The sequence below is a fragment of the Streptomyces sp. NPDC059582 genome (assembly GCF_042735715.1).
GTDB lineage: Bacteria > Actinomycetota > Actinomycetes > Streptomycetales > Streptomycetaceae > Streptomyces.
Genome location: NZ_JBHWCC010000005.1, coordinates 67921 through 88634 on the forward strand (window position 1 = coordinate 67921; position 20714 = coordinate 88634).

The 20714-nt window shown below is 71.0% G+C and carries 18 protein-coding genes and 1 tRNA gene; 8 read left to right on the forward strand and 11 right to left on the reverse strand.

What is annotated here, in order from left to right:
- Nucleotides 1-6: 6 nt before the first annotated feature.
- The 5 genes from ACFV0T_RS06845 to ACFV0T_RS06865 all read right to left on the reverse strand — a co-directional run bounded on the left by ACFV0T_RS06845 (nt 7) and on the right by ACFV0T_RS06865 (nt 5171).
- Nucleotides 7-2097, reverse strand: coding sequence for a copper resistance CopC/CopD family protein (locus ACFV0T_RS06845; protein ID WP_385775245.1), 2091 nt, complete (start codon nt 2095-2097; stop codon nt 7-9).
- A 13-nt stretch (nt 2098-2110) separates the two neighbouring features.
- Nucleotides 2111-2593 (reverse strand): copper chaperone PCu(A)C, encoded by a 483-nt coding sequence (locus tag ACFV0T_RS06850; RefSeq protein ID WP_385775247.1) that lies wholly within the window; start codon nt 2591-2593, stop codon nt 2111-2113.
- Nucleotides 2590-3240: an SCO family protein gene (locus ACFV0T_RS06855; RefSeq protein ID WP_385775250.1), complete on the reverse strand. Its 651-nt coding sequence runs from the start codon at nt 3238-3240 to the stop codon at nt 2590-2592. The genes ACFV0T_RS06850 and ACFV0T_RS06855 overlap by 4 nt, the downstream gene beginning before the upstream one ends.
- Nucleotides 3241-3319: 79 nt before the next feature.
- The gene (locus ACFV0T_RS06860; protein WP_385775252.1) at nt 3320-4072 is read right to left on the reverse strand and encodes a YcnI family protein; all 753 of its coding nucleotides are present in this window, start codon (nt 4070-4072) and stop codon (nt 3320-3322) included.
- Between the two features lie 163 nt (nt 4073-4235).
- A complete protein-coding gene (locus ACFV0T_RS06865; protein ID WP_385775254.1) occupies nt 4236-5171 on the reverse strand; it encodes a hypothetical protein in 936 nt (311 codons plus the stop codon).
- A 242-nt stretch (nt 5172-5413) separates the two neighbouring features.
- Between ACFV0T_RS06865 and ACFV0T_RS06870 the strand changes: the two genes are divergently transcribed.
- Together ACFV0T_RS06870 and ACFV0T_RS06875 are read left to right on the forward strand one after the other, a co-directional pair.
- Nucleotides 5414-5914, forward strand: a complete 501-nt coding sequence (locus tag ACFV0T_RS06870) for an ATP-binding protein (RefSeq protein WP_385775256.1) — start codon at nt 5414-5416, stop codon at nt 5912-5914.
- Nucleotides 5915-6107: 193 nt separating this feature from the next.
- Entirely contained in the window at nt 6108-6335 is a 228-nt protein-coding gene (locus tag ACFV0T_RS06875; protein ID WP_385775527.1) for a hypothetical protein, read from the forward strand.
- Between the two features lie 26 nt (nt 6336-6361).
- Here ACFV0T_RS06875 and ACFV0T_RS06880 read toward each other — a convergent pair whose 3' ends face one another.
- The 3 genes from ACFV0T_RS06880 to ACFV0T_RS06890 form a co-directional block, all read right to left on the reverse strand.
- Nucleotides 6362-7732, reverse strand: coding sequence for a PLP-dependent aminotransferase family protein (locus tag ACFV0T_RS06880; RefSeq protein ID WP_385775258.1), 1371 nt, complete (start codon nt 7730-7732; stop codon nt 6362-6364).
- 101 nt (nt 7733-7833) lie between these two features.
- Nucleotides 7834-9300, reverse strand: coding sequence for an aminopeptidase P family protein (locus ACFV0T_RS06885; RefSeq protein ID WP_385775260.1), 1467 nt, complete (start codon nt 9298-9300; stop codon nt 7834-7836).
- Nucleotides 9301-9885: 585 nt separating this feature from the next.
- A complete protein-coding gene (locus ACFV0T_RS06890; RefSeq protein ID WP_385775262.1) occupies nt 9886-11418 on the reverse strand; it encodes a PP2C family protein-serine/threonine phosphatase in 1533 nt (510 codons plus the stop codon).
- Between the two features lie 514 nt (nt 11419-11932).
- On the opposite strand from ACFV0T_RS06890, the gene ACFV0T_RS06895 reads away from it, so the two are divergent.
- Entirely contained in the window at nt 11933-12598 is a 666-nt protein-coding gene (locus tag ACFV0T_RS06895; RefSeq protein WP_385775264.1) for a bifunctional DNA primase/polymerase, read from the forward strand.
- Between the two features lie 338 nt (nt 12599-12936).
- Nucleotides 12937-13434: a hypothetical protein gene (locus tag ACFV0T_RS06900; RefSeq protein WP_385775529.1), complete on the forward strand. Its 498-nt coding sequence runs from the start codon at nt 12937-12939 to the stop codon at nt 13432-13434.
- Nucleotides 13435-13722: 288 nt separating this feature from the next.
- Here the strand turns inward: ACFV0T_RS06900 and ACFV0T_RS06905 are convergent, their stop codons facing one another.
- From ACFV0T_RS06905 to ACFV0T_RS06915, 3 genes are all read right to left on the reverse strand, one after another.
- Nucleotides 13723-14688: a DUF5926 family protein gene (locus ACFV0T_RS06905; protein ID WP_385775266.1), complete on the reverse strand. Its 966-nt coding sequence runs from the start codon at nt 14686-14688 to the stop codon at nt 13723-13725.
- Between the two features lie 124 nt (nt 14689-14812).
- Nucleotides 14813-15367: an ATP-binding protein gene (locus ACFV0T_RS06910; RefSeq protein WP_385775268.1), complete on the reverse strand. Its 555-nt coding sequence runs from the start codon at nt 15365-15367 to the stop codon at nt 14813-14815.
- A 254-nt stretch (nt 15368-15621) separates the two neighbouring features.
- Nucleotides 15622-16449: a glycerophosphodiester phosphodiesterase gene (locus tag ACFV0T_RS06915; RefSeq protein ID WP_385775270.1), complete on the reverse strand. Its 828-nt coding sequence runs from the start codon at nt 16447-16449 to the stop codon at nt 15622-15624.
- Between the two features lie 258 nt (nt 16450-16707).
- Between ACFV0T_RS06915 and ACFV0T_RS06920 the strand changes: the two genes are divergently transcribed.
- The 4 genes from ACFV0T_RS06920 to ACFV0T_RS06935 all read left to right on the forward strand — a co-directional run bounded on the left by ACFV0T_RS06920 (nt 16708) and on the right by ACFV0T_RS06935 (nt 20592).
- On the forward strand, nt 16708-18171 hold the full coding sequence (locus ACFV0T_RS06920; protein WP_385775272.1) for a S1C family serine protease: 1464 nt from the start codon (nt 16708-16710) through the stop codon (nt 18169-18171).
- A 73-nt stretch (nt 18172-18244) separates the two neighbouring features.
- A tRNA-Ser gene (locus ACFV0T_RS06925) sits at nt 18245-18331 on the forward strand.
- A gap of 139 nt (nt 18332-18470) precedes the next feature.
- Nucleotides 18471-18923, forward strand: a complete 453-nt coding sequence (locus tag ACFV0T_RS06930; protein ID WP_385775274.1) for a hypothetical protein — start codon at nt 18471-18473, stop codon at nt 18921-18923.
- Between the two features lie 454 nt (nt 18924-19377).
- On the forward strand, nt 19378-20592 hold the full coding sequence (locus tag ACFV0T_RS06935; RefSeq protein WP_385775276.1) for a multiprotein-bridging factor 1 family protein: 1215 nt from the start codon (nt 19378-19380) through the stop codon (nt 20590-20592).
- Nucleotides 20593-20714 lie beyond the last annotated feature (122 nt).

Here is a 20714-nt window from a genome sequence, read left to right on the forward strand (position 1 = left end):
TGTGGTTCAGCCGATCTGCGCGTTCTTGGAGACGGTCACCTGGTCGACGTCGGAGGTCCGCACGGTCACGGCGATCTTCCAGTCGCCGGCCATGGGGAGCTGCACGCCACTCGCCGCCCAGTGTCCGGTGGTGATGCGGTCGGGGACGACAGGCAGCGGCCCGATGTCCTTGGCGGTGAGGGTGAAGGCGATCTTCACCTCGGGGACGTCGAAGCCGCGGCCGTTGGCCCGCTCGACATAGACGTGCATCTCGTTGGCGCCGACCCGCGCGGGGTCGAGGTCGACGCTCACCACGCCCTTGCCGTCCTTGCCGCCCGTGTCGAACGGCATGTCGAGGGTCAGGGCACCCGAAGAGCCGGGGTCCGTCGCCGAGGACGCCGAGGACGCCGAGGACGACGAGGTGGCGGCCTTCGCCTCCTGCTCGGTACGGCCGGGCTCGGTCTGCGTCAGCACGGTGGTCACGGCCAGCAGGACGACGGCCACGCCCGCCTCGGCGAGCACCGAGCGGCGCAGTCCGTGGCGGTCGGGGTCGGCGTCGCGCAGCCGCTTCTGCCGGGCGGTGTCCACGGCGGTCCGCTGGCGGGCGAGCTGGGCGGCGCGTTCGGTGTCATCCGCCGCCGACGCCTTCGTACCGGCCGCCGACTCCCCGGTCGCGGGACCGGTCGCGGGACCGGCTGCCGAGCCGGTCAGAGAGCCGGTCACGGAACCCGTCGCGGTCGCGGACGTGCTTGCCGACGCGGAGCCCGAGCCCGTCCGTACGCCCGCGGGCTCCTTCTTCTCCGCGCCCTCGCCCGCGTCCTGGCCGTCGGCCTCGTCCGCCTCCCGGACCTCGTCATCGCGCGGTTTCACCGCTGTCCCGGCCGCCTCGGTGTCCGACAGCCTCGCCGTCCACCGTCGCGAGATCCAGGCGACGCCGACGAGCAGCGCCACGAGACCGATCTTGACGAGGAGCAACTGACCGTAGGTGGTGTCGGTGAACGCCGACCAGGCGCCCAGCTGACGCCACGACTGGTAGACGCCGGTGAGCACCAGCGCGACGACGCTGCCGAAGGCGACGGTCGAGAAACGGCGCACGGCCGCGGCCCCGACGGGAGTGTCCGCGGGGGTCCGGTAGAGCGCGACGAGGAGGGTGACGAGTCCGCCGAGCCAGGCGGCCACGGCCAGCAGGTGGACGATGTCGACCGGCATCGCGATCCCCGGCTGGAGTCCGGTCGAGGCGTGCTCGGCCATCGCCCAGCTCGCGGCGAGCCCGGCCGCCACGACGGTCCCGCCGACCGCGAGCCCGAAGGTCAGGTCACGCTTCTCGTCGTCCTCGCGCTTGTCGTAGGCACCGAACAGCACGGCGATGAAGAGGGCGGCCGCGGCGAGCAGCAGCAGCCGGGAGACCAGCGCGGCGCCCGTCTTGGTCTGGAGGACCTCGCCGAGCAGGTTCAGGTCGAAGATGTCACCGGCCTTCCCGGAGCCGGTGTAGGAGCCGCGCAGCAGCAGCAGGCCCAGCGTGGCCGCGGTGAGCGTGACCCAGCCGGAGACGACGAGCCGCTGCACGGCCCGCACCCCGGAGCCGCGCGGCCAGCAGGCGAGGACGAAGCAGGCGCCGCCGACCAGCACGATGAAGCCGGCGTACGACAGATATCGTCCGAAGCCGTACAGCCAGCCGACCACTCCGCCGCCCGCCGCCGGCCGGTCCACGGAGACCGTGGTCTGCGAGGGGGCGCCGACGGAGAAGGTGTACGCGCCGGAGACGGGGTGGCTGTCCGCCGAGACGACCTGGTAGGTGACGGTGTAGGTGCCGTCGGGCAGCCCGCTGTGCAGCCGCACGGCGTACGTCGTGCCGCTCAGGTTGGCCGGCTTGCCGCTGTCGACGCGCTTGCCCTTGGGGTCCAGCACCCGCAGCGCGTCGTCCGACAGCGCGACCTGCTCGGAGAAGGTGAGCGACACCTGCGTCGGAGCCTTGTCGACCACCACCCCCTGCGCCGGGTCGCTGCCGGTCAGCGCGGCGTGCGCGGAAGCCGGACCGGCTCCGGCGAGCAGTGCGCCGGTGACGGCCAGGAACAGCAGCACCAGGGTGCGGACGCGCGGGGCGATGGTCAGTGTCAAGGTGGTCCCTCCCTCAGTGCCCGGTCTTGGGGTTGTACGTGGCCGACTTCACCGGTATCTCGACCGTGACAGGCCTGGATTCGGCAAAGTGCAGTTCGACGGTCACCTTCTCGCCCTGCATCGGCTTGCGCTTCAGCTTCTCGAACATCAGGTGGTTCCCGCCGCTCTTGAAGACGAGTCGACCGTGTGCGGGGACATCCAGGGACGCCACCTCCTCCATCGAGGTGCCGACGGTCTCGTGGACGGTGACACTGCCCGCCGCGTCGCTGGTGACGGAGGTCAGCTCGTCCTTCGTGGCGCCCTCGTTGGCGATCGTCAGGAAGCCCGCCGCCATCGAGTCGGAGACCGGCTGCGGCATGTAGGCGGAGCTGACGGACAGCTCGGCCCCCGAGGCACCGGAGGCGGCGTCCGAGTCCGAGCCGCCGCAGCCGGTCAGGGCCAGCGCCGCGACCGTCACGGCGGTCGTCGCCACGGCCGCCGTACCGGGGAGCCTCACGGGTTCTCCCCCTTGATGATCTTTGGCAGGTCCTTGGTGTAGTCGTCGACGGTGGCTTCTTCGCTGTAGAGCACGTAACCCGCGTCCGTCTTCGGAGAGAAGGCGATGACCTGGGTGCCGTGGGTGGAGACGGTCTTGCCGTTCTTGTCCTTGTGCGGTGGCTCGATGGTGATGCCGAGCGTGCGCGCGCCGGCCTGCACGGTGTCGAAGCCGCCGGTCAGGCCGACGACCTGAGGGTCGATGCCCTTGAGCCACTTGCCCAGCGCGGCCGGGGTGTCCCGGTCCGGGTCGGTGGTGACGAACACGATCCGCAGCTTGTCCTGGTCGGCCTGGGGCAGCTGCTTCTTGGCCACGGCGAGGTTGTTCATCGTCAGCGGGCAGACGTCGGGGCAGTTGGTGTAGCCGAAGTAGATCAGCGTGGGCCGGCCCGCGGTCTCCTGACGGAGGTCGTACTTCTTGCCCTGGGTGTCCGTGAGAACCAGGTCCGGCTTCTCGAAGGGCTGGTCGAGGACGGTGGCCGCCTGCTGCGAGGTGTCCTCGGAGACGACGGCGACGGGGCTGTCACCGGCGTCACCGCTGCCGCAGGCGGAGAGGGTCAGCATGGCGGCGGCGAGCAGCGAGGCCGCGGCGAAGGTCTTCTTGCGCATAGAGAAATGTCCCAGATGTGTGAACTCCGGTGCGCACCGGGGGCTGTGCACCCCCGGTGCGCACCGTGAACGATCAGGCTCAGGCGTTGCCGCCGGCACCGCGCCGACGGCCGGCGGTCACGCCGTACGCCACGCCCGCCACGCCGATGACGATCCCGACCACGCCCAGCACGCGGGCGGTGGTGTCGGAGCTGTCGGCCGAGCCGGCCGCCTCGGTGCTGCTCCCGGCGGCCTTGGCGTCGTCCGTCTTCGCGGAGGCGTCCTTCGCGCCGGACGAGCCGTGGTGCCCGTCCTCGGAGGCGGCGGACAGCTCAAGCACCGGGGCCGGGTTCTCGGGCTCCTCCGCGCCGTCCTCCTGGACCTCGATCCAGCGCACGACGTCCTTGTTGGAGTACGTCTGGAGCGCCTTGAAGACGAGTTCGTCGGTGTCCTCGGGCAGCGCGCCGATGGAGAGCGGGAACTTCTGGAAGTAGCCGGGCTCGATGCCCTTGCCCTCCGCGGTCCAGGTGACCTTGGTGACGGCCTCGGAGATCTTCTCGCCGTGCAGTTCGAGCGGCTTGTCCAGCTTGGACTTGGTGACCTCCACCTTCCAGCCGGCGAGCGGCTGCGGCATCACCGAGGCCAGCGGGTGGTCGGCCGGGAAGGTGACCTCGAGCTTGGTGGTCGAGGCGTTGTCGCGCTCGTTGGGGACCTTGAAGTCGACGACGGCGTAGCCGCCCTTGGCGGCCGTGCCCTCCGGCTGGACGCTCACGTGCGCGAAGGCCGGGGCGGACAGGGCGATAACGGCCGAACCGGCGACGGCAGCGGCGGCGGCGATGCGGGAAGCCTTCATGTAAGGGTGCACTCCACTTCGAGGGTGGTTCCGGTGATGAAGAGGGATACGCGTGCGGGTGGGTGACCATCGGGTCGGATCCACGGACACGCGCGCGTGCCGCACGACGGCGGCCGCCCTCCTCGCGGAACTCCCGCGGAGTGGCTCGGCTGGTCGCGTCGTGTCAGGCAGCGAGGACGAGTGCGGCGGCGGCCGGCGGGCCGCGCCTGATCACCGAATGCTGGAGTGCGGCGGTGCGTGGCTTCGGCGCGAGGTGCGCGGCGGGGCGCCCCGGGCGCGGGTCAGCCTCCGGCCCGGCCGGCAGCCCGGCGAGCAGGGCGCGCACCAGCGCGAGCGCACCGCGCAGGGAACGTACGAGCGCCGCCTCCGCGACTCCTTGCGCTCCGTCCGCCGACAGTTCGACGATCCGCAGCAGGGCGCGGTCGCCGCGGCGCAGCAGCCAGCCGGCGGCGAGGGCCGCCAGGAGGTGGCAGAGCAGCATCGGCAGGGAGGGCAGCAGGGACGCCGTGGAACCGGCGGCGGTGGACAGGGCGTCCGCCGGGTCGTGCATGGCGGTGGTGCCCGTGCCGCCGGTGCCGGTGCCCGTCCCCGTTCCCGGGTAGAGCCGCGCGTCGGCGAGGATCCGCTGGGCCTGGTCGGGGCTGAGCGCCGATGCGGTGCCTCCGCACAGGATCCGCGCGGCCCGTTCGATCAACGCGGCGTCGGTCATCGAGCCCGTCGAGCCGAGGGATCCCGTCGATGCCATGGATCCCATCGACGCCATGGACCCCATCGACGTCGCGCCGGACGCCGATGCCGATGTCGACGCCGAGGCCATGGCCGTGTGCTGTCCCAGTCCGAACAGCGTGTGCAGCACGGTCTGTCCGAGGGCGAGCAGCGCCGCGATCCCGGGCAGCGAGCGTTCCCGTCCGGCGAGCGGTGCCACGACCGTCAGGGCCCCCAGGAATCCCGCGCCCAGCGTCCACAGCGGCACCGTGGCGCAGGAGGCGAGGGCGTGCCCGGCCGCGGCCAGCACGACACAGACCGCGGCGAACACCGCGGCCCGCAACAGCCGGAGATCGCTTCCGGAGCGCGCCGTGCGCGGGTGGGGGGCAGACATGGCGCGCTCATCATCGCACTGGCGTTACCGACTCCATACGGCAGGTCCGCAAGATGACGAGGATTCCGGTGAAACCGGAAGATCACCTTCTGTGTCGGCTGGTGCGGATGAGTCCTACATACACCGATTGACCCCACGGGCGCATCCCCTAAATGGGCGGCATCACATCAAATTCGCGCTTACATACGGGCGCTGGGGGCAATACGTAACGGTATGTCGAGCCGCGGCCTGGAGGCTGGAGCATGAGCATCTGGTGGTCACTCCATCTGCGGCGCGAAGCTGCGAGCGTTCCGCTCGCCCGGCGCCTGCTGCTCGGCACGATGGAGACGGCGGGCGTCGATCCCGACATCTCCTACGACCTCTCCGTGGCCCTCAGCGAGGCCTGCGCCAACGCCGTCGAACACGGCGGGGGCACTGCGCACGGCGGCTACTCGGAGGCGTACCGGGTGACCGCCTACCTCGACGGCGAGAAGTGCCGCATCGAGGTCGCCGACTCGGGCCCCGGCTTCGCCGGTGAACGCGGTGAGCGCGGTGAGCGCGGTGAGCGCGGTGACCGTGGTGCCCGCGCCGTGTACGCCGACACGGCGTACACCGACGCGGAGAGCGGTCGGGGGCTGTACCTCATCCAGGAACTCGCCGACCACGTCCACATCGGCAACCGGCCCGGCCGGACCGGGGCCGTGGTGAGCTTCGACAAGATCCTCAAGTGGCGCAAGAACGCTCCGCTGGTGACGGCGTCCTGAGCGTCCCCCGGCTGGCTGCACCACCGCCGACCCCGGCGGCTCCGCGCCCGCGGAGAGCGCGGACGGCTCGACCGCCGACGAGGCGAGACGAAGGCCGGATTCCCGCATGCAAGAAGGGCGTTGGACGCCCTCACCGCCGCGCCCGGCCGACGTAACCGACGAACAAGCCTGGCTCGAAGCCCTGTTGACGGTGATGTCCACCCTCCAGGACACCGAACTGCTGGACGCCACCGGCCCGATGGGTCTGCGCCACGTCCAGGCGGGTGCCTGTGAGGTGCCGGCCGTGGGTGGTACGGCGACGCGGGCTGGCCGGGACGCCCTGACCGCCCGCGACAACAACCTCCACGCGCGCGTGTGTGGAGCTCGCGCGGCAGTGCCGGCCTGCCGGCGGGCGCCCTGTTCCTGGACATGCCGCCGATAGGTCGGTGAGGTGGGCGAGCCCTTCGGTCAGCCCCCCGCCAACACCTTTCCCAGCACGTCCAGCGCCTCCGGATAGAGCCGTTCCCGAGGCGTCCCGTACCCGATGACCAGCCCCTGAGGCCGCGCCCGCGCCCCCGGTGTGTGCCAGTGCTCCCCCAGGTGGCCGACGGCGAGTCCCTCCGCCTCGGCCCGGGCGAGGGTCTCCTTCTCGTCGGTGACCTCCACCAGGGCGTGCAGCCCGGCCGCGATACCGCGCACCCCCCGGCGCGTCCCCAGCCGGGCCAGGAGCTGGTCCCTGCGGCGCCGGTACCTGAGGCGGCACGCGCGCACGTGCCGGTCGTAGGCGTGACTGTCGATCAGTTCGGCCAGCGCCAACTGGCCGATGGACTCGGTGTGGTGGTCGCTGTGCAGCTTGGCGTCGGCGACCGCGTCGACGAGGCGCGGCGGCAGCACCATCCAGCCGAGCCGCAGCCCGGGGCCGAGGGTCTTGGAGGCGGTGCCCAGGTAGACGACCTGTCCCGGCGCCATGCCCTGGAGCGCGCCGACGGGCTGCCGGTCGTAGCGGAACTCCCCGTCGTAGTCGTCCTCGACGATCAGCCCGCCACCCGCGCGTGCCCAGTCGCCGAGCGCCCGCCGCCGCTCCGGGTGCAGGCTCACGCCGGTCGGGTACTGGTGGGCGGCGGTGACCACGACGGCCGACACGTCACCGAGCTCCGCCACGCGCACACCCCGCTCGTCCACCCGCACCGGCACCACGTTCCCGCCGTTGCGCCGCACGACCTCACGGTGGAACGGCAGGCCGGGATCCTCCATGGCGACGCGGGCGCCGTCCAGCACGCGCGTGAGGAGCGCCAGCCCCTGGACGTACCCGGAGGTGATCACGATCCGCTCCGGCGGCGCGATCACCCCGCGCGCCTGCCCCAGGTACCCCGACAGCGCCGTGCGCAGCTCGATCCGGCCGCGCGGATCGCCGTAGTCGTACGCCAGTGAGGGCGCTGTCGCGATGGCGCGGCGCAGCGCCCGCAGCCAGGCAGCCGCCGGGAACGCCCCGACGTCCGGGCTGCCGGGCCGCAGATCGAGGCGGGGCTCACGCGCGCGTGCCGTCACGTCCGGAGCGGCGGCGTCGGGCGAGGGCAGCGAGGCGACCTGGGTGCCCGACCCCTGCCGTGCCGTGAGGTAGCCCTCGGCGACCAGCTGGTCGTAGGCCGCCTTCGCGGTGTTGCGCGAGATCCCCAGGTCGGTCGCCAGCCGCCGGGTCGCCGGGAGCAGGGTGCCGGGCGTCAGCCGCCCGTCGCGCACCGCGTCCCGCAGCGCGCGTTCGAGACCGGCGCGCCGCCCCTGCGCGCCGTCCGGCTCCATACGCAGGTCCATGCCGACACCGGACCAGAAGTCGTTCACGAGAACCCTCCCCCTAGGTACGTGAAATCCAGGCACGCGCACGGGGCGCGCACACGCCGATGGCCGGGCACCTCTTCCGGTACCCGGCCATCGCCGCCGTATCAGCCCTTCAGCGCGGCCATCCAGGACTCGACCTCGTCGGAGCGGCGCGGCAGCCCCGCCGACAGGTTCCGGTTGCCGTCCTCGGTGACCAGGATGTCGTCCTCGATGCGCACGCCGATGCCGCGGTACTCCTCGGGCACCGTCAGGTCGTCGGCCTGGAAGTACAGACCGGGCTCGACGGTGAGGACCATGCCGGGCTCCAGCGTGCCGTCCACGTAGAACTCGACCCGGGCGGCCGCGCAGTCGTGGACGTCCATGCCGAGCATGTGACCGGTGCCGTGCAGCGTCCAGCGGCGCTGGAGACCGAGTTCGAGCACTCGCTCGACCGGGCCCTCGACCAGACCCCACTCGACGAGCTTCTCGGTCAGCACGCGCTGCGCGGCGTCGTGGAAGGTGCGGTACTTGCCGCCCGGCTGCACGGCCGCGATACCGGCCTCCTGGGCCTCGTACACGGCGTCGTAGATCTTCTTCTGGATCTCGCTGAAGCGGCCGTTGACGGGCAGCGTGCGCGTGACGTCCGCGGTGTAGAGCGTGTGCGTCTCCACGCCGGCGTCCAGCAGGAGCAGGTCGCCGGAGCGGACCGGGCCGTCGTTGCGCACCCAGTGCAGTGTGCAGGCGTGCGGGCCGGCGGCGGCGATGGTGCCGTAACCGACGTCGTTGCCCTCCACGCGTGCGCGGAGGAAGAACGTGCCCTCGATGTAGCGCTCGCTGGTGGCCTCGGCCTTGTCGAGGACCTTCACGACGTCCTCGAAGCCGCGCACGGTCGAGTCGACGGCCTTCTGCAGCTCGCCGACCTCGAACGCGTCCTTGACCAGGCGGGTCTCGGAGAGGAAGACACGCAGTTCCTCGTCGCGCTCGGCGGTGACCTTGTCGGTCAGGGCCGTCTCGATGCCGGCGTCGTGGCCGCGCACCACGCGGACCGGGCCGGTGGCCTCACGCAGCGCGTCGGCGAGCTCGCGCACGTCGGAGGCGGGGATGCCGTACAGCGCCTCGGACTCGGCGAGGGAGTGCCGGCGGCCGACCCACAGCTCGCCCTGTCCGGAGAGCCAGAACTCTCCGTTCTCGCGGTCGGAACGCGGCAGGAGGTAGATCGTCTCCTGGTGACCGTCCGCGGTCGGCTCCAGGACCAGGACGCCGTCCTCGCTCTGGTTGCCGGTCAGGTAGGCGTACTCGACCGAGGCGCGGAAGGCGTACTCGGTGTCGTTCGAGCGGGTCTTCAGATTGCCCGCGGGGACGACCAGACGCTCGCCGGGGAAGCGCGCGGACAGCGCCGCGCGGCGGGCGGCGGCCTCGGTGGCCTGCGGGATCGGCTCCAGGCCGCGCAGCTCCGTGTCGGCCCAGCCGGACTTCATGTTCTCGGCCAGCTCGTCGGACACGCCCGGGTACAGGCCGTTCTTGCGCTGCTTGATCGGCTCTTCCGACTCAGTCTCCGGGGTCTCCGGGGTGAGCTCGTCGGCCACGGTCATCCTCCTTGATACGGCACTGGACCTTGTCCATCGTACGGTCGTACGCGGGAGAGCCCAGGGGCCAAGGGCCCTGACCGACGGTTCGGCGGAGGAACACCGAGGGCGTGATCAGGATGCCGCCGACGGTCCGGCGGGGGAAATGCCGGGGGGCGACCGGGAGATCGCCGAGGGTTCGGCGCGGGTCGGCCAGGGGCGACGGTGAGATCACCGACGCTTCGGCGGGGGGATCGTCGAGGGTTCGGCGGGGGATCGACGAGGGGCGACGGTGAGATCGGCGACGGTTCGGCGCGGGGCGCCGAGGGCTGCAAGAAGAGCGGCGACCGTTCGGCGAAGGGCGTCGGAAGGCGAGGGGAGGACCGCCGACGATCCGGTGGGGATCGTCGAGGGTTCGGCGGGGGATCGACGAGGGGCGACGGTGAGATCGGCGACGGTTCGGCGCGGGGCGCCGAGGGCTGCAAGAAGAGCGGCGACCGTTCGGCGAAGGGCGTCGGAAGGCGAGGGGAGGACCGCCGACGATTCGGTGGGGAACGCCGTCGGTTCGGCGGGGGATCGCCGAGCGGTGACCGGGAGGTCGCCGAGGGGCGATCACTCGAAGCGAGCCGCCATGAGGACGACGTCCTCCGCGCTGTCCGTCACGTCCAGCCCGTCCGGCAGCACGGTGCGCAGCACGTGCTCGGCGACGGCGTCCGGTTCCTGGCGCAGCGCCCTGGGCACGCTCGACGCCGCAGCGTGCAGCCGGGCGAAGGCCCGGTCCACGGAGTCGCCGGTACGGTGCAGCAGCCCGTCGGTGTAGAGCAGGACCGTCTCTCCCGGCTCGGTCTGGAGCTCCACGCTGGGCGCCTCCCAGCAGGCGAGCATCCCGAGCGGCGCCGAGACGGAGGTCTCCACGAACTCCGTGCGCCGCTCACCGACCAGCAGCGGCGGGCAGTGCCCGGCACCGGCCAGGGTGATCTTGCGCAGCGCGGGTTCGCAGTACGCGAACAGGGCGGTGGCGGAGCGGGCGGGCTCGGTGAGCCTGAGCAGCAGCTCCAGGTCGGACAGGACGGCGACGGGGTCCTCGCCCTCCATCACGGCGTACGCCCGCAGGGAGGCGCGCAGCCGGCCCATCGCGGCGATCGCGCTCGGCCCGGATCCGGTGACCGATCCGACCGCCAGGCCGAGTGCGGCGTCCGGCAGCGGCAGCGCGTCGTACCAGTCGCCGCCGCCGCGCGGCCCGGTGCGGTGCCGGACGGCGAGCTGGACCCCGCTGACCCGGGGCAGCCGTGAGGGCAGCAGTTCCTCGGACATCGTCGTCATGCACGCGCGCGTGCGCTCGACCTCGACGAGCCGGGCGAGGTGTTCGGTGGCGTACCGCGCGTACAGGCCGATCAGGTGGCGCTGGCGTTCGACCGGCTCGGCGGGTTCGTCGTAGAGCCAGACGGCGGCGCCGAGGCGGCCCGCGGCCGCGGTGGACAGCGGGAGCGCGTAGCTGGCGGCGTAGCCGAGACGGGCGGCCACCTCGCGGTGGCGGGGGTCGAGCGCCTTCTCGGCGAACAGGTCGGGCCGGACGATCTCGGTGCTGCCGCCGGGCAGCCCGGCGTCCGTGTCGAGGAGCGCGCCGTAGGACAGCGCCCCGCGCGGCACGGTCTCCAGTTGGCCGAGGTCGGCGCGGGCGAGGCCCAGGCCGAGGGTCGTCTCGGGGCCGAGTCCGTCGGCGGGTTCCAGCACGACGACGCCGCGGCGGGCGCCCACCAGGGCGGCACCGGCGCGCAGCAGCTCCTGGAGCGCGCCGGGGAGCGTGTCCGTACGGACCAGGCGTTCGGTGAGCTCGTGCAGGGTGGTGAGGTCCGAGACCCAGCCGGCGAGCCGGTCCTGGAGCAGGGCACCGGCCGGTGTGGGGGAGGAGACGGCAGCAGAGACGGGAGTGGTGCCCGATGCGGCTGGCGCGGGCGCGACAGTGTGTGCTGGTGCGGGAACCGTTGAATCGATTCCAGCCACTTTCGGAGGGTGAGGGGCGTTCATGTCGTCCGGCTTTCCGACCGGTGCGTATTGCTCAAAAGCATCGCAAACCCCCATGTCATTCTGCGCCGCTAGCGGTGTCTCCACATGTACACGCACTCGTGAGGAGATGTCCAGCATTGTCCTGCCGGGATTCCTGGTGTCCATGGGGATTCGGAGGACTTTTCACGCGCCCCTCCGGTATCCTTTACGGAAAAGCAAAGTTGGCCTAAAACTGCCTCGGGTAACGGGTGATTGCGGTCGACTGGCCTAGCTCGACGGAGCGTCACAGCGGTCGTGATGGGTACGTACTCGGTAAGGGCCAGGGGCGGTTGGCAACCACCCGGAACCTGGTGACCGACCCGGGCGTCTTAGCCACCGACGACCGAGCCCCATCCTCCCGTGGCGGAGGCGGAGAGAAATACGCGAGACGGCAAACGCCAGACTTCGCCACCCCCACGCCACGCCCATGCTTTTGACAGACGCAGTGTGGACGGAACGGCCGCGGACGCAGCCAACGTTCGGCCCAGAGGGGTTCCCCTTGTCTCCGACAGGGGTGTGATGCGCCAACAGGTACGCACAGTGAAGTGATCGACACATGGTGTGATGTGGTCCACGGTGTTGCCAGGCGTGCAACGGAAAGGAACGAGCGCTCATGCGCGAGATCCTCGGAAGGCGACGCAGGCTCCTGTCCCAGCGCAGCGACGGGGGGCCCGAGTTGATCAGCACGGCCCTGACTGTCGCGACGGAATGGCAGTGGCCCGTACTCCCGGGCGTGGCGGCGGATCCGCAGGGGCGGGCCCGCTGCGGCTGCCCTGATCCGGAGTGCACGGTGCCCGGTGCGCATCCCTTCGACCCCGGCCTTCTCGCGGCCACCACGGACGCGCGCATGGTGCGCTGGTGGTGGACCAACCGGCCGACGGCGCCCATCATCCTGGCCACCGGCGGCACGGCGCCCTGCGCGGTCAGTCTCCCCGCCCTCGCGGCCTCGCACGCGCTGGCCGCGCTCGATCGCGAGGGGATGCGTCTCGGCCCGGTCGTGGCCTCGCCCACCCGCTGGGCGCTGCTCGTGCGGCCGTACTCGATGGAACAGCTGGGCGAACTGCTGTACGCCCAGGACTTCGTTCCCGGTTCCCTCCGTTTTCACGGCGAGGGCGGCTATCTCGCCCTGCCGCCGTCCGAGACCGGCCAGGGCGCCATCCACTGGGAGCGCGCTCCGCTGCCCGGCTCGGCCTCGCCCTGGGTGCCCGACGTCGAGGCCGTGGTGGGCGCGGTCGTCGAGGCCCTCACTCGTACGGGTGTGAGCGCGCCCGACTTGTAGGGATGTCGGCCGCGCGCCGGGAGAGGTGCCCGGCTCGGATCGTTATCTTCCCCTTCATGAACGTACGTCTCCTCGCCCTCGTGGGCGTCGTGGCAGCCGCGGTGGCGCTGCCGCTGGCCATGGCGTCCGCGGGGTCCGCGGGGTCCACGAACGAGGGGCGGGCGGTCGTACGTTCGTCAGCGCGCGGTGACGACTCCGCCTCCGGCGCCGGTGCCGGCTCCCTGGGCCGCGCGGGTTCCCCGGGCCGCCTGGATTCCTCGGGCCGCACGGACTCTCTCGGCCTCACGGATTCCTCCGGCCTCACGGATTCCTCCGGCCGCCCGGATTCCTCCGGCCTCATGGATTCGTCCGGTCGCACGGACTCCGCCGGCCAACCGGATTCGCCCGACCGTCAGGATTCCGCCGAACCAGCGGGCTCCTCCGGCTACGACGAGAAGGAGCCGTCCGCCGATCACGCCCGCGGTCCGCTGCTGCTCGGCCTGGGACTGGCCACCGCCACCCGCTGCGGGCCCGCGCTCACCTCACCGGACGGCATCGAGGCGCAGACGTGTGTCATGACGCAGGGCGACGACACCTGGGCGCGCACCTACTACCGCAACGCGACCGGCGGCGACCTGGACGCCGTACTGAGCTTCATGGGTCCCGGTGGGCGCACGGTGCAGATGAACTGCGCGGTCGGCGCGGAGGACGAGCCGGGGACCTGCGACACGCCCCGTGAGCGGACCCGGGGGGCGCTGGACGCCTACACGGCGGTCGCGGAGTTCGCGGGCCGGTCCGGGCGCGGCCCGCTGTTGCTGCGCTCGGGGAGCAACTCCCCTGCTCCCACGCGCAGTTGACGCGTGACAGCGTTGCGTGAACGGCGCCGGGCATGAAAAGACCCGGTTGCTGGCGACGGGGGATGCACCAGCAACCGGGCTACTGGAACGGTAACAAGAGATCGGCCCTACGCAAATTCGGTCTCTTGTTTTCCTCGGCTATTCGGACACCGGTCCGTACGCGGCGAGCGGGCGATTCGGACACCGACTGCCCTGTCCTTGACGGGAGTTGTGACCGGAGTCACGAGATCCGCATGACCCGCTCGGGCTGACCGGTCGGTCAGCCCGAGGGGATGGCGAGCCTGTGCGTCAGCTGAGGGTCACCTGTCGGTTGGTGAGTCCGCCACGCGCGCGACGCTCGTCGGGGGTGAGCGGAGCGTCCGAGGCCAGCGCCGTGGCGAGGCGCTCGGCGAACTCGGCCGCCGGCTTCTCGACGTCCTGCGCGCCGACACCGCTCGGCAGGTCCCAGACCGGCACGGTCAGGCCGTGCGCGCGGAAGGAGCCCACCAGACGGGTGCCCTCGCCGAGGCTGGAGCGGCCCGCCGCGTGCAGCCGCGCGAGAGCGTCCAGAAGGCGCTCCTCGGAGTGCGGCATGACCCAGCGCAGATGGTTCTTGTCCGGGGTCTCGCACCAGTAGGCCGAGTCCACGCCGGTCAGCTTCACGGTCGGGATGGCCGCGGCGTTGGCCCGCTCCAGGGAGGCGGTCACCTCGGGAGTGGCGTTCTCCGCGTCCGGGACCCAGAACTCGAAGCCGTCGTGCACAACTGGCTCGAACGCGCCTTCGGGGTCGAGCAGATCCTGCAGCCGCGGACCGTCCGCCGGGGCGCGGCGGCCCTGCACGGGCGTGCCGGGCTGCGCCTCCAACGCGCGCTGGAGCGTGTCGGCGAGGTCGCGGCTGATGTCGCCCGACGACGTGTCGTTCTGGAGGCCCAGCAGCACCGAGCCGTCCTCGCGGCGCAGGGCGGGCCAGGCCATCGGCAGGACCGTGGCGAGGGTGACCGAGGGAACGCCCTCGGGCAGGCCGTCCTTGAGGGGCAGTTCGACCGTGGCCGCGGGCACCAGTTCGCGCAGCGCGACCCAGTCGCACTCGCCCGCCAGTCCTTCGAAGGGGCGGTGCACCAGCTCGGCCGCGGCCTGGGCGGCGGCCCGGCCGTGGCACGCCTTGTAGCGGCGGCCGCTGTTGCAGGGGCAGGGTTCGCGGGCGCCGACGACCGGGATCTCCGCATCACTGGGCTGCGGCCGCCTGGCCGTCGTCTGGGGTCGCTTCTTGGCCATCGTGGGTGTCTCCCGGTTACGGCTCGTCTGTACGGGCGGGAGCCTAGTCGCTCGTACGGGAACCCACGGGACCCTGTGGACAACGCACGGCGACGGCGTCGCGCCGCGTGTACCTCTACCCGGCCTAGTCCAGGTCGTCGAACGCGTCCGCGAAGGACAGGTCGCGCAGTGCCGACCGAGCCGGCGCCGCTACGCGCGCGGTGGCGAAGCCGGCGCGTGGGCATCCGGCGTCGGGGTCGTGGACGCCGTCGTGGACGACGACCCACACCGTGACCTCGCCCCGGGCGTCGTCCCGGACGCCCCAGTCGTCGGCCAGTGCCGTGATGATGTTCAGCCCGCGGCCGCCGTGCGCGGTGACCGACGGAGTGGCCGGAGCCGGGCGGGTCGGACCGCCACCGTCCGTCACCTCGACGACCAGCCGGCCGCCCGCGTCCACCCGCCACGTGGCCCGTACGTCGCCGTCCCCGGCCAACGCGTCCCCCAGGGGCCGTCCGTGCTTGCACGCATTGCTCAACAGTTCGGAAAGGATCAGTACGGCATCGTCGATGACCGATTCCGCCAGGCCACCCGTGCGCAACTGATCACGCATCCGGTGTCTCGCTTCCCCCACGCCCGCAGGGCCGTGGGGTACGGCCATGCTCGACGACGTGGGCACCTCCTGTGCCACCACCAACGCCACCCCCGAGACCTCCTTCGCCCCACGCCACGGTGTGGATGCCCCAATGGCCTGTACCGGAAACCGGCCGATGCACGGACGGTGACGTACTCGCAACGATCGAACACGGAGCGAACGCGCCGGTGCACTCCCCGTAAGGAGATGGCTGAATTTCGCCGGTATGGCCGAGAGGGGAGGATGCTCCTGTGGGGCGCCCGGGTCAAGGTTGGTTTCATGGGGCAGCTGTGTCGAGCCTAGGTGGGCCCGCGCGGCTCCGGTCAGCGACCCAGTTGATCGAGCACCGCGCGCGGACGATTGGTGATGATGGCGTCGATGCCCAGGTCGACGCAGAGTTCGACGTCCTCGGGCTCGTTCACCGTCCACACGTGCACCTGATGTCCGGCGCGCTTCAGGCGCTCGATGTACGCAGGGTGATTGCGCACGATCCGCATCGACGGGCCCGCGATCCGCACGCCCGCCGGCAACCGCCCGTCGCGCAGCCGCGGCGAGACGAACTGCAACAGGTACACCGTGGGCAGGAGGGGAGAGGCGGCCCGGACACGGTGCAGCGAGCGGGCCGAGAAGCTCATGACGCGGACCGCGGACTCGGCGGCGTCGGCCGGGGCGTCCAGGCCGAACCGCTTCAGGAGCAGCAGCAGCCGCTCCTCCACCTGCCCGGCCCAGCGGGTGGGGTGCTTGGTCTCGATGGCCAGCTCCACCCGTCGCCCCGAATCGGCGACGAGCTCGAGGAGCCGTTCCAGGGTCAGGACGGAGGTGTCCTCGGGGTCCTCGGGGCGGAACTCCCAGTCGGGCTCCTCGTCGCGCGTGCGCCAGTGGTCCCGCTTCTTCCAGGAGCCGAAGTCCAGCGCCGCGAGCTCGGCGAGCTCCAGGGCGGACACCGCCCCGCGGCCGTTGGACGTACGGTTGACGCGGCGGTCGTGCACACAGACCAGATGGCCGTCCGCGGTCAGCCGGACATCGCACTCGAGAGCGTCCGCGCCGTCCTCGATCGCCATCTTGTACGCGGCAAGGGTGTGCTCGGGGGCCTCCTCGGAGGCCCCGCGGTGGGCGACGACTTGAATGTGGTGCTGCCGTGCGTGGGTCACCGCGTCATGGTGCCACCGGCGCGGGGTACGCGTCGGGCCGGAGGGATCCGAAAAAGTGTCCGTTCGGAGCAGAATGTCTCATATAAAGAATGGCAGCTTACTCACAGCCACCGCTTATGGTGCTCTGACGGCCCGTGGGAAAAGCTGACGGCATACAAAAGCACCTGCACAGCTGCAGCGCGCCGGGTCGGCGACAAGCGTGAGCGAGCGTGACCTAGTGCGACCGAGAACAACAGCCGTGGATCGAGGAGAAGAGCTGTGAGCACCGAGAACGAGGGCACCGCGGTACCCCAGGCCCCGGCTGCACCCCCCGTGCCGGTGGAATCTCCCGTGGCTTCCCCGCAGGCCGTCGCGCCCGATGGCGCACCCACGACTCCGGTCCCGGCGGTGCCGCAGAGCGCCCCCGGTGTCCCGGAGCACGACCCGGTGCACGCCGGCCACGCGCCCGCGTACGCCTCGGCGGGCCCGCACGACGGATTCCAGCACACCGGATCCGCTCCCGAGAGCGGTTGGCCGCCCCCGCCGCCCGCCACGCCCGCGTACGCCGACGGCGGCGGTGCGGGCTCCGGCTGGGGCTCCTCGTACCACCCGCCGGCCCCCAAGTCCGGCGGCGGTCGTGGCGGCCTGGTCGCGGCGATCCTGGTGGCCGCGCTGGTCGCGGGCGGCCTGGGCGGCGGCCTCGGCTACACGCTGGCCAAGAACGACGACGGCGGTTCCACGACCGTCTCCTCCGCCACCAGCGGCGGAGCCGTCAAGCGGGACCCGGGGACGATCGCGGCGGTGGCCTCCAAGGCGCTGCCGAGCACCGTCACCATCGAGGCCGAGTCCACCAACGGCGAGGGCGGCACCGGCACCGGCTTCGTCTTCGACACCCAGGGCCACATCGTCACCAACAACCACGTCGTCGCCGACGCGGTCGACGGCGGCAAGCTCACGGCCACCTTCCCCGACGGCAAGAAGTACGACGCCGAGGTGGTCGGCCACGCCCGGGGCTACGACGTGGCGGTCGTCAAGCTCAAGAGCGCCCCGTCGGACCTGAAGCCGCTGACCCTCGGCAACTCCGACGACGTGGCCGTCGGCGACTCCACCATCGCCATCGGCGCCCCCTTCGGCCTGTCGAACACGGTGACGACGGGCATCATCAGCGCCAAGAACCGCCCGGTCGCCTCCAGTGACGGCACCGGCAGCCAGGCGTCCTACATGAGCGCCCTCCAGACCGACGCGTCGATCAACCCGGGCAACTCCGGCGGCCCGCTCCTCGACGCCCAGGGCAACGTCATCGGCATCAACTCCGCGATCCAGTCCACCAGCAGCGGCGGTCTGGGCGGCGCCAGCCAGTCCGGCTCGATCGGTCTCGGCTTCGCCATCCCGATCAACCAGGCCAAGTACGTCGCCCAGCAGTTGATCAAGAACGGCAAGCCGGTCTACGCGAAGATCGGCGCCTCCGTCTCCCTGGAGGACTCGACCAACGGCGCGAAGATCACCGACCAGGGCGCCGGCGGTGCCTCCTCCGTCGAGTCCGGCGGCCCGGCCGACAAGGCGGGCCTGAAGTCGGGCGACGTGATCACCAAGCTCGACGACCACGTGATCGACAGCGGCCCCACCCTGATCGGCGAGATCTGGACCCACAAGCCCGGCGACAAGGTCGTGATCACCTACGAGCGCGACAGCAGGACCCACACCGTCGATCTGACCCTCGGTTCCCGCGTCGGCGACAGCTGACCGCCGCGCCGACTCACGCGCGCGTGCCGACCCGTTACTCTTGTCCCCGCGTCGCCCGTGATCGGCGACGCGGGGAGGTGTGCCCGAGCGGCCGAAGGGAACGGTCTTGAAAACCGTCGTGGCAGCGATGTCACCGTGGGTTCAAATCCCACCACCTCCGCTCTGAGAGCAGCAAGAACGGCCCCTGACCAGCAACTTGGTCGGGGGCCAATTGCCGTCGTACTAACCCGTGCGTGCCCCTGGACACCCGCGACTTACCGGTATGACGGGCACGCAGCGGGCACGTGTTGGGAGGGGCGATGTCAGCGACGACGGACTGGCTGAGTGCTACGGGCGGCATCATCGGTGCAATCGGTGGCCCGGCTGGCCTATGGGCAGCGTGGAGCCAGCATCGCGAGAGCCGCCGCGGGCGTATGGCTGGGCCTGAAGAGCTACTTTCGCTGATCGGCAAAGTGCGCGACGTAGCTCTCAGCGTCACCGTCCGCTACAAGGATGACGCTTGGTTTGCTCAGGCTGGCGGCGATGCAGTGGCCGACCGTATCAAGGAACTGGCTCATCTAGTCGGTGACGATCTTCTCCGGTACAGGCTGGATGGGCTGACTGACTGCTACAGAGATATGCGGCGATCTCTGACCTCTCCATACCAGGCGGAAGAAGAGCGATTTGGTGCTGTCTCGCGGCAAGCTCAGGAGGCCGAGAGGCTTATGGCCAAAGCGGATGAGCTGCTGAAAGAGATCCGAAAGCGACGTTAACCCTTGCAACAGGTCGGCGGAGCGACTTTGGCCGGGAGCTGCTTTGGCGCGAGTGATCATGGCCCCGTAAGCTTCCGGCGCGTCGGGCAGTCTGTGGACCTGCCCGGTAAAGCACGACGTTGGGGCCATGATCTTCGAGGCTCGCGCCAAAGTGGCTGGCTAAAGTCGTGGAGCCGACCGCCCCAGCCACGACGTGTTCTGACTTCATGCCGCCGGCCAATCCTCACCAGGGCGCGCGTCGGCGCAGCGCGGGCGGAGCGGGCCGGAGGCAGGAGCGGCGCCCGCGGCGGAGCCGAGAGCGCGCCCGGCGGAGCGGAGCGCAGCCGGGGCTTGATGAGGTAGAGAAATCCGTAACTCCGGCCTGCCTGGGGGCTGTTCGGGCGTCCACTGTCACTTTTACTGACAGCGTCACGGTTCGGCGTGGGTACCGTCGTAGTGTCGAAGGGAACCCATGATGGCTGAACTGACCACAGGGCAGCGCGTAGCACGGGCGCGGCGCCGTCTCGGTTGGGATCAAGCGCAGTTGGCGGCATCTGTCGATCGCTCCGTGAGCTGGGTATCGAAGATTGAAACTGGTCGCCTTCCGCTTGATCGAATGAGTGTCCTCGGGCAGATCGCCGAGGTTCTGGGTGTAGAGGTTGTAGAGCTGACCGGTCAGCCGTACCGTCACGAGACTGCGGAACTCGACTCCGGTCACGCCGCGATCCCCGGTCTCCGGCTCGCGCTTCAACAGGCAACCATGCCTGGCGGCGCGGCCTTGATCCCCGTGACGGACGTCCCGGCTCTTCCCGCACTCACGGCGCGGGTCGAAGCGGCCGAGAGGTTGAGGCAGGATGCGAAGTTCGCCGCCCTGGGTGACGTTCTCCCCCAGATTCTTCGTGATCTGGTCGTCCTGTGCGATACCGCCGAGGGCCAAGACGTACCGCGGGCCGAGTCGCTCATGCTGCGGGCGAGCCACATGGCGCGGGTGTCGTCCAACCTCCTCGGTCACCATGACCTCGGATGGAGCGCTGTTCAGCGTGAGCTGGTGGCGGCGGAGCGGGCAGAGTCTCCGGTCCTCCGTGCTGCGGCTCGCTGGGATCTCTGCGGTCTATGGCTGCACGAGGGGGAGCTAGGCGCGGCGCGCGACATGGCACGCAAGGCTCTCGATGACCTCGAACCTCACATGGGGACGGCTGATCAGACGCTGCGCGCGCTGTGGGGTGCGATGCATCTGCGGGCCGCTGTCGCATGGTCCCGACTCTGGGATCGGCCGGAGGCGGAGTCCCATCTGGCTGAGGCTCGACAGGCGGCGGCCGGCCTACCGGAGGACGGCAACGCATTCCAGACTCAGTTCAACGCGGTTAACGCAGAGATCCACTCTGTGGAAGTGAGCTTGGAACTGGGGCACCCTCGCGACGTGCTCTCGCGTGCCGAGCTGGTCAACATCGGCCACATCGCATCGGGCGAGCGGCAGTCGCACTTCTGGGTCTGCACGGCTGTCGGCCAGATGATGAATGGCAAGTCGGCCCTGGCGGCTGGCGCGATCCTGCGGGCTGACGCGATCGCTCCTCAGCACGTGCGCAACAGGCCGATCGCCCGGAACCTCGTGGACGACCTGAGGTCGACGGACAAGCACGCGCACACGGCGGAGATCAGGCGTCTCGCCGCGAGTATGAAACTGGGCTGATCACTGACTGGGGGACAGACGCTGTGAGAGTCGCGGACAGGGCGCGATTATTAGTAGAGCTGCACGAGATCCGGAAGAAGCTCGCCGAAGCCGCCCAACGGGTTGAGCGGCTGTCTTCCTCG

What these genes read in the sequence shown, in the direction of transcription:
- ACFV0T_RS06855 (WP_385775250.1), bottom strand. Translation starts at nt 3,240, where the DNA reads ATGCGCAAGAAGACCTTCGCCGCGGCCTCGCTGCTCGCCGCCGCCATG.
- ACFV0T_RS06860 (WP_385775252.1), bottom strand. Translation starts at nt 4,072, where the DNA reads ATGAAGGCTTCCCGCATCGCCGCCGCCGCTGCCGTCGCCGGTTCGGCC.
- ACFV0T_RS06865 (WP_385775254.1), bottom strand. Translation starts at nt 5,171, where the DNA reads ATGTCTGCCCCCCACCCGCGCACGGCGCGCTCCGGAAGCGATCTCCGG.
- ACFV0T_RS06870 (WP_385775256.1), top strand. Translation starts at nt 5,414, where the DNA reads ATGAGCATCTGGTGGTCACTCCATCTGCGGCGCGAAGCTGCGAGCGTT.
- ACFV0T_RS06875 (WP_385775527.1), top strand. Translation starts at nt 6,108, where the DNA reads ATGTCCACCCTCCAGGACACCGAACTGCTGGACGCCACCGGCCCGATG.
- ACFV0T_RS06885 (WP_385775260.1), bottom strand. Translation starts at nt 9,300, where the DNA reads ATGACCGTGGCCGACGAGCTCACCCCGGAGACCCCGGAGACTGAGTCG.
- ACFV0T_RS06890 (WP_385775262.1), bottom strand. Translation starts at nt 11,418, where the DNA reads ATGCTGGACATCTCCTCACGAGTGCGTGTACATGTGGAGACACCGCTA.
- ACFV0T_RS06895 (WP_385775264.1), top strand. Translation starts at nt 11,933, where the DNA reads ATGCGCGAGATCCTCGGAAGGCGACGCAGGCTCCTGTCCCAGCGCAGC.
- ACFV0T_RS06900 (WP_385775529.1), top strand. Translation starts at nt 12,937, where the DNA reads ATGGATTCGTCCGGTCGCACGGACTCCGCCGGCCAACCGGATTCGCCC.
- ACFV0T_RS06905 (WP_385775266.1), bottom strand. Translation starts at nt 14,688, where the DNA reads ATGGCCAAGAAGCGACCCCAGACGACGGCCAGGCGGCCGCAGCCCAGT.
- ACFV0T_RS06930 (WP_385775274.1), top strand. Translation starts at nt 18,471, where the DNA reads ATGTCAGCGACGACGGACTGGCTGAGTGCTACGGGCGGCATCATCGGT.
- ACFV0T_RS06935 (WP_385775276.1), top strand. Translation starts at nt 19,378, where the DNA reads ATGGCTGAACTGACCACAGGGCAGCGCGTAGCACGGGCGCGGCGCCGT.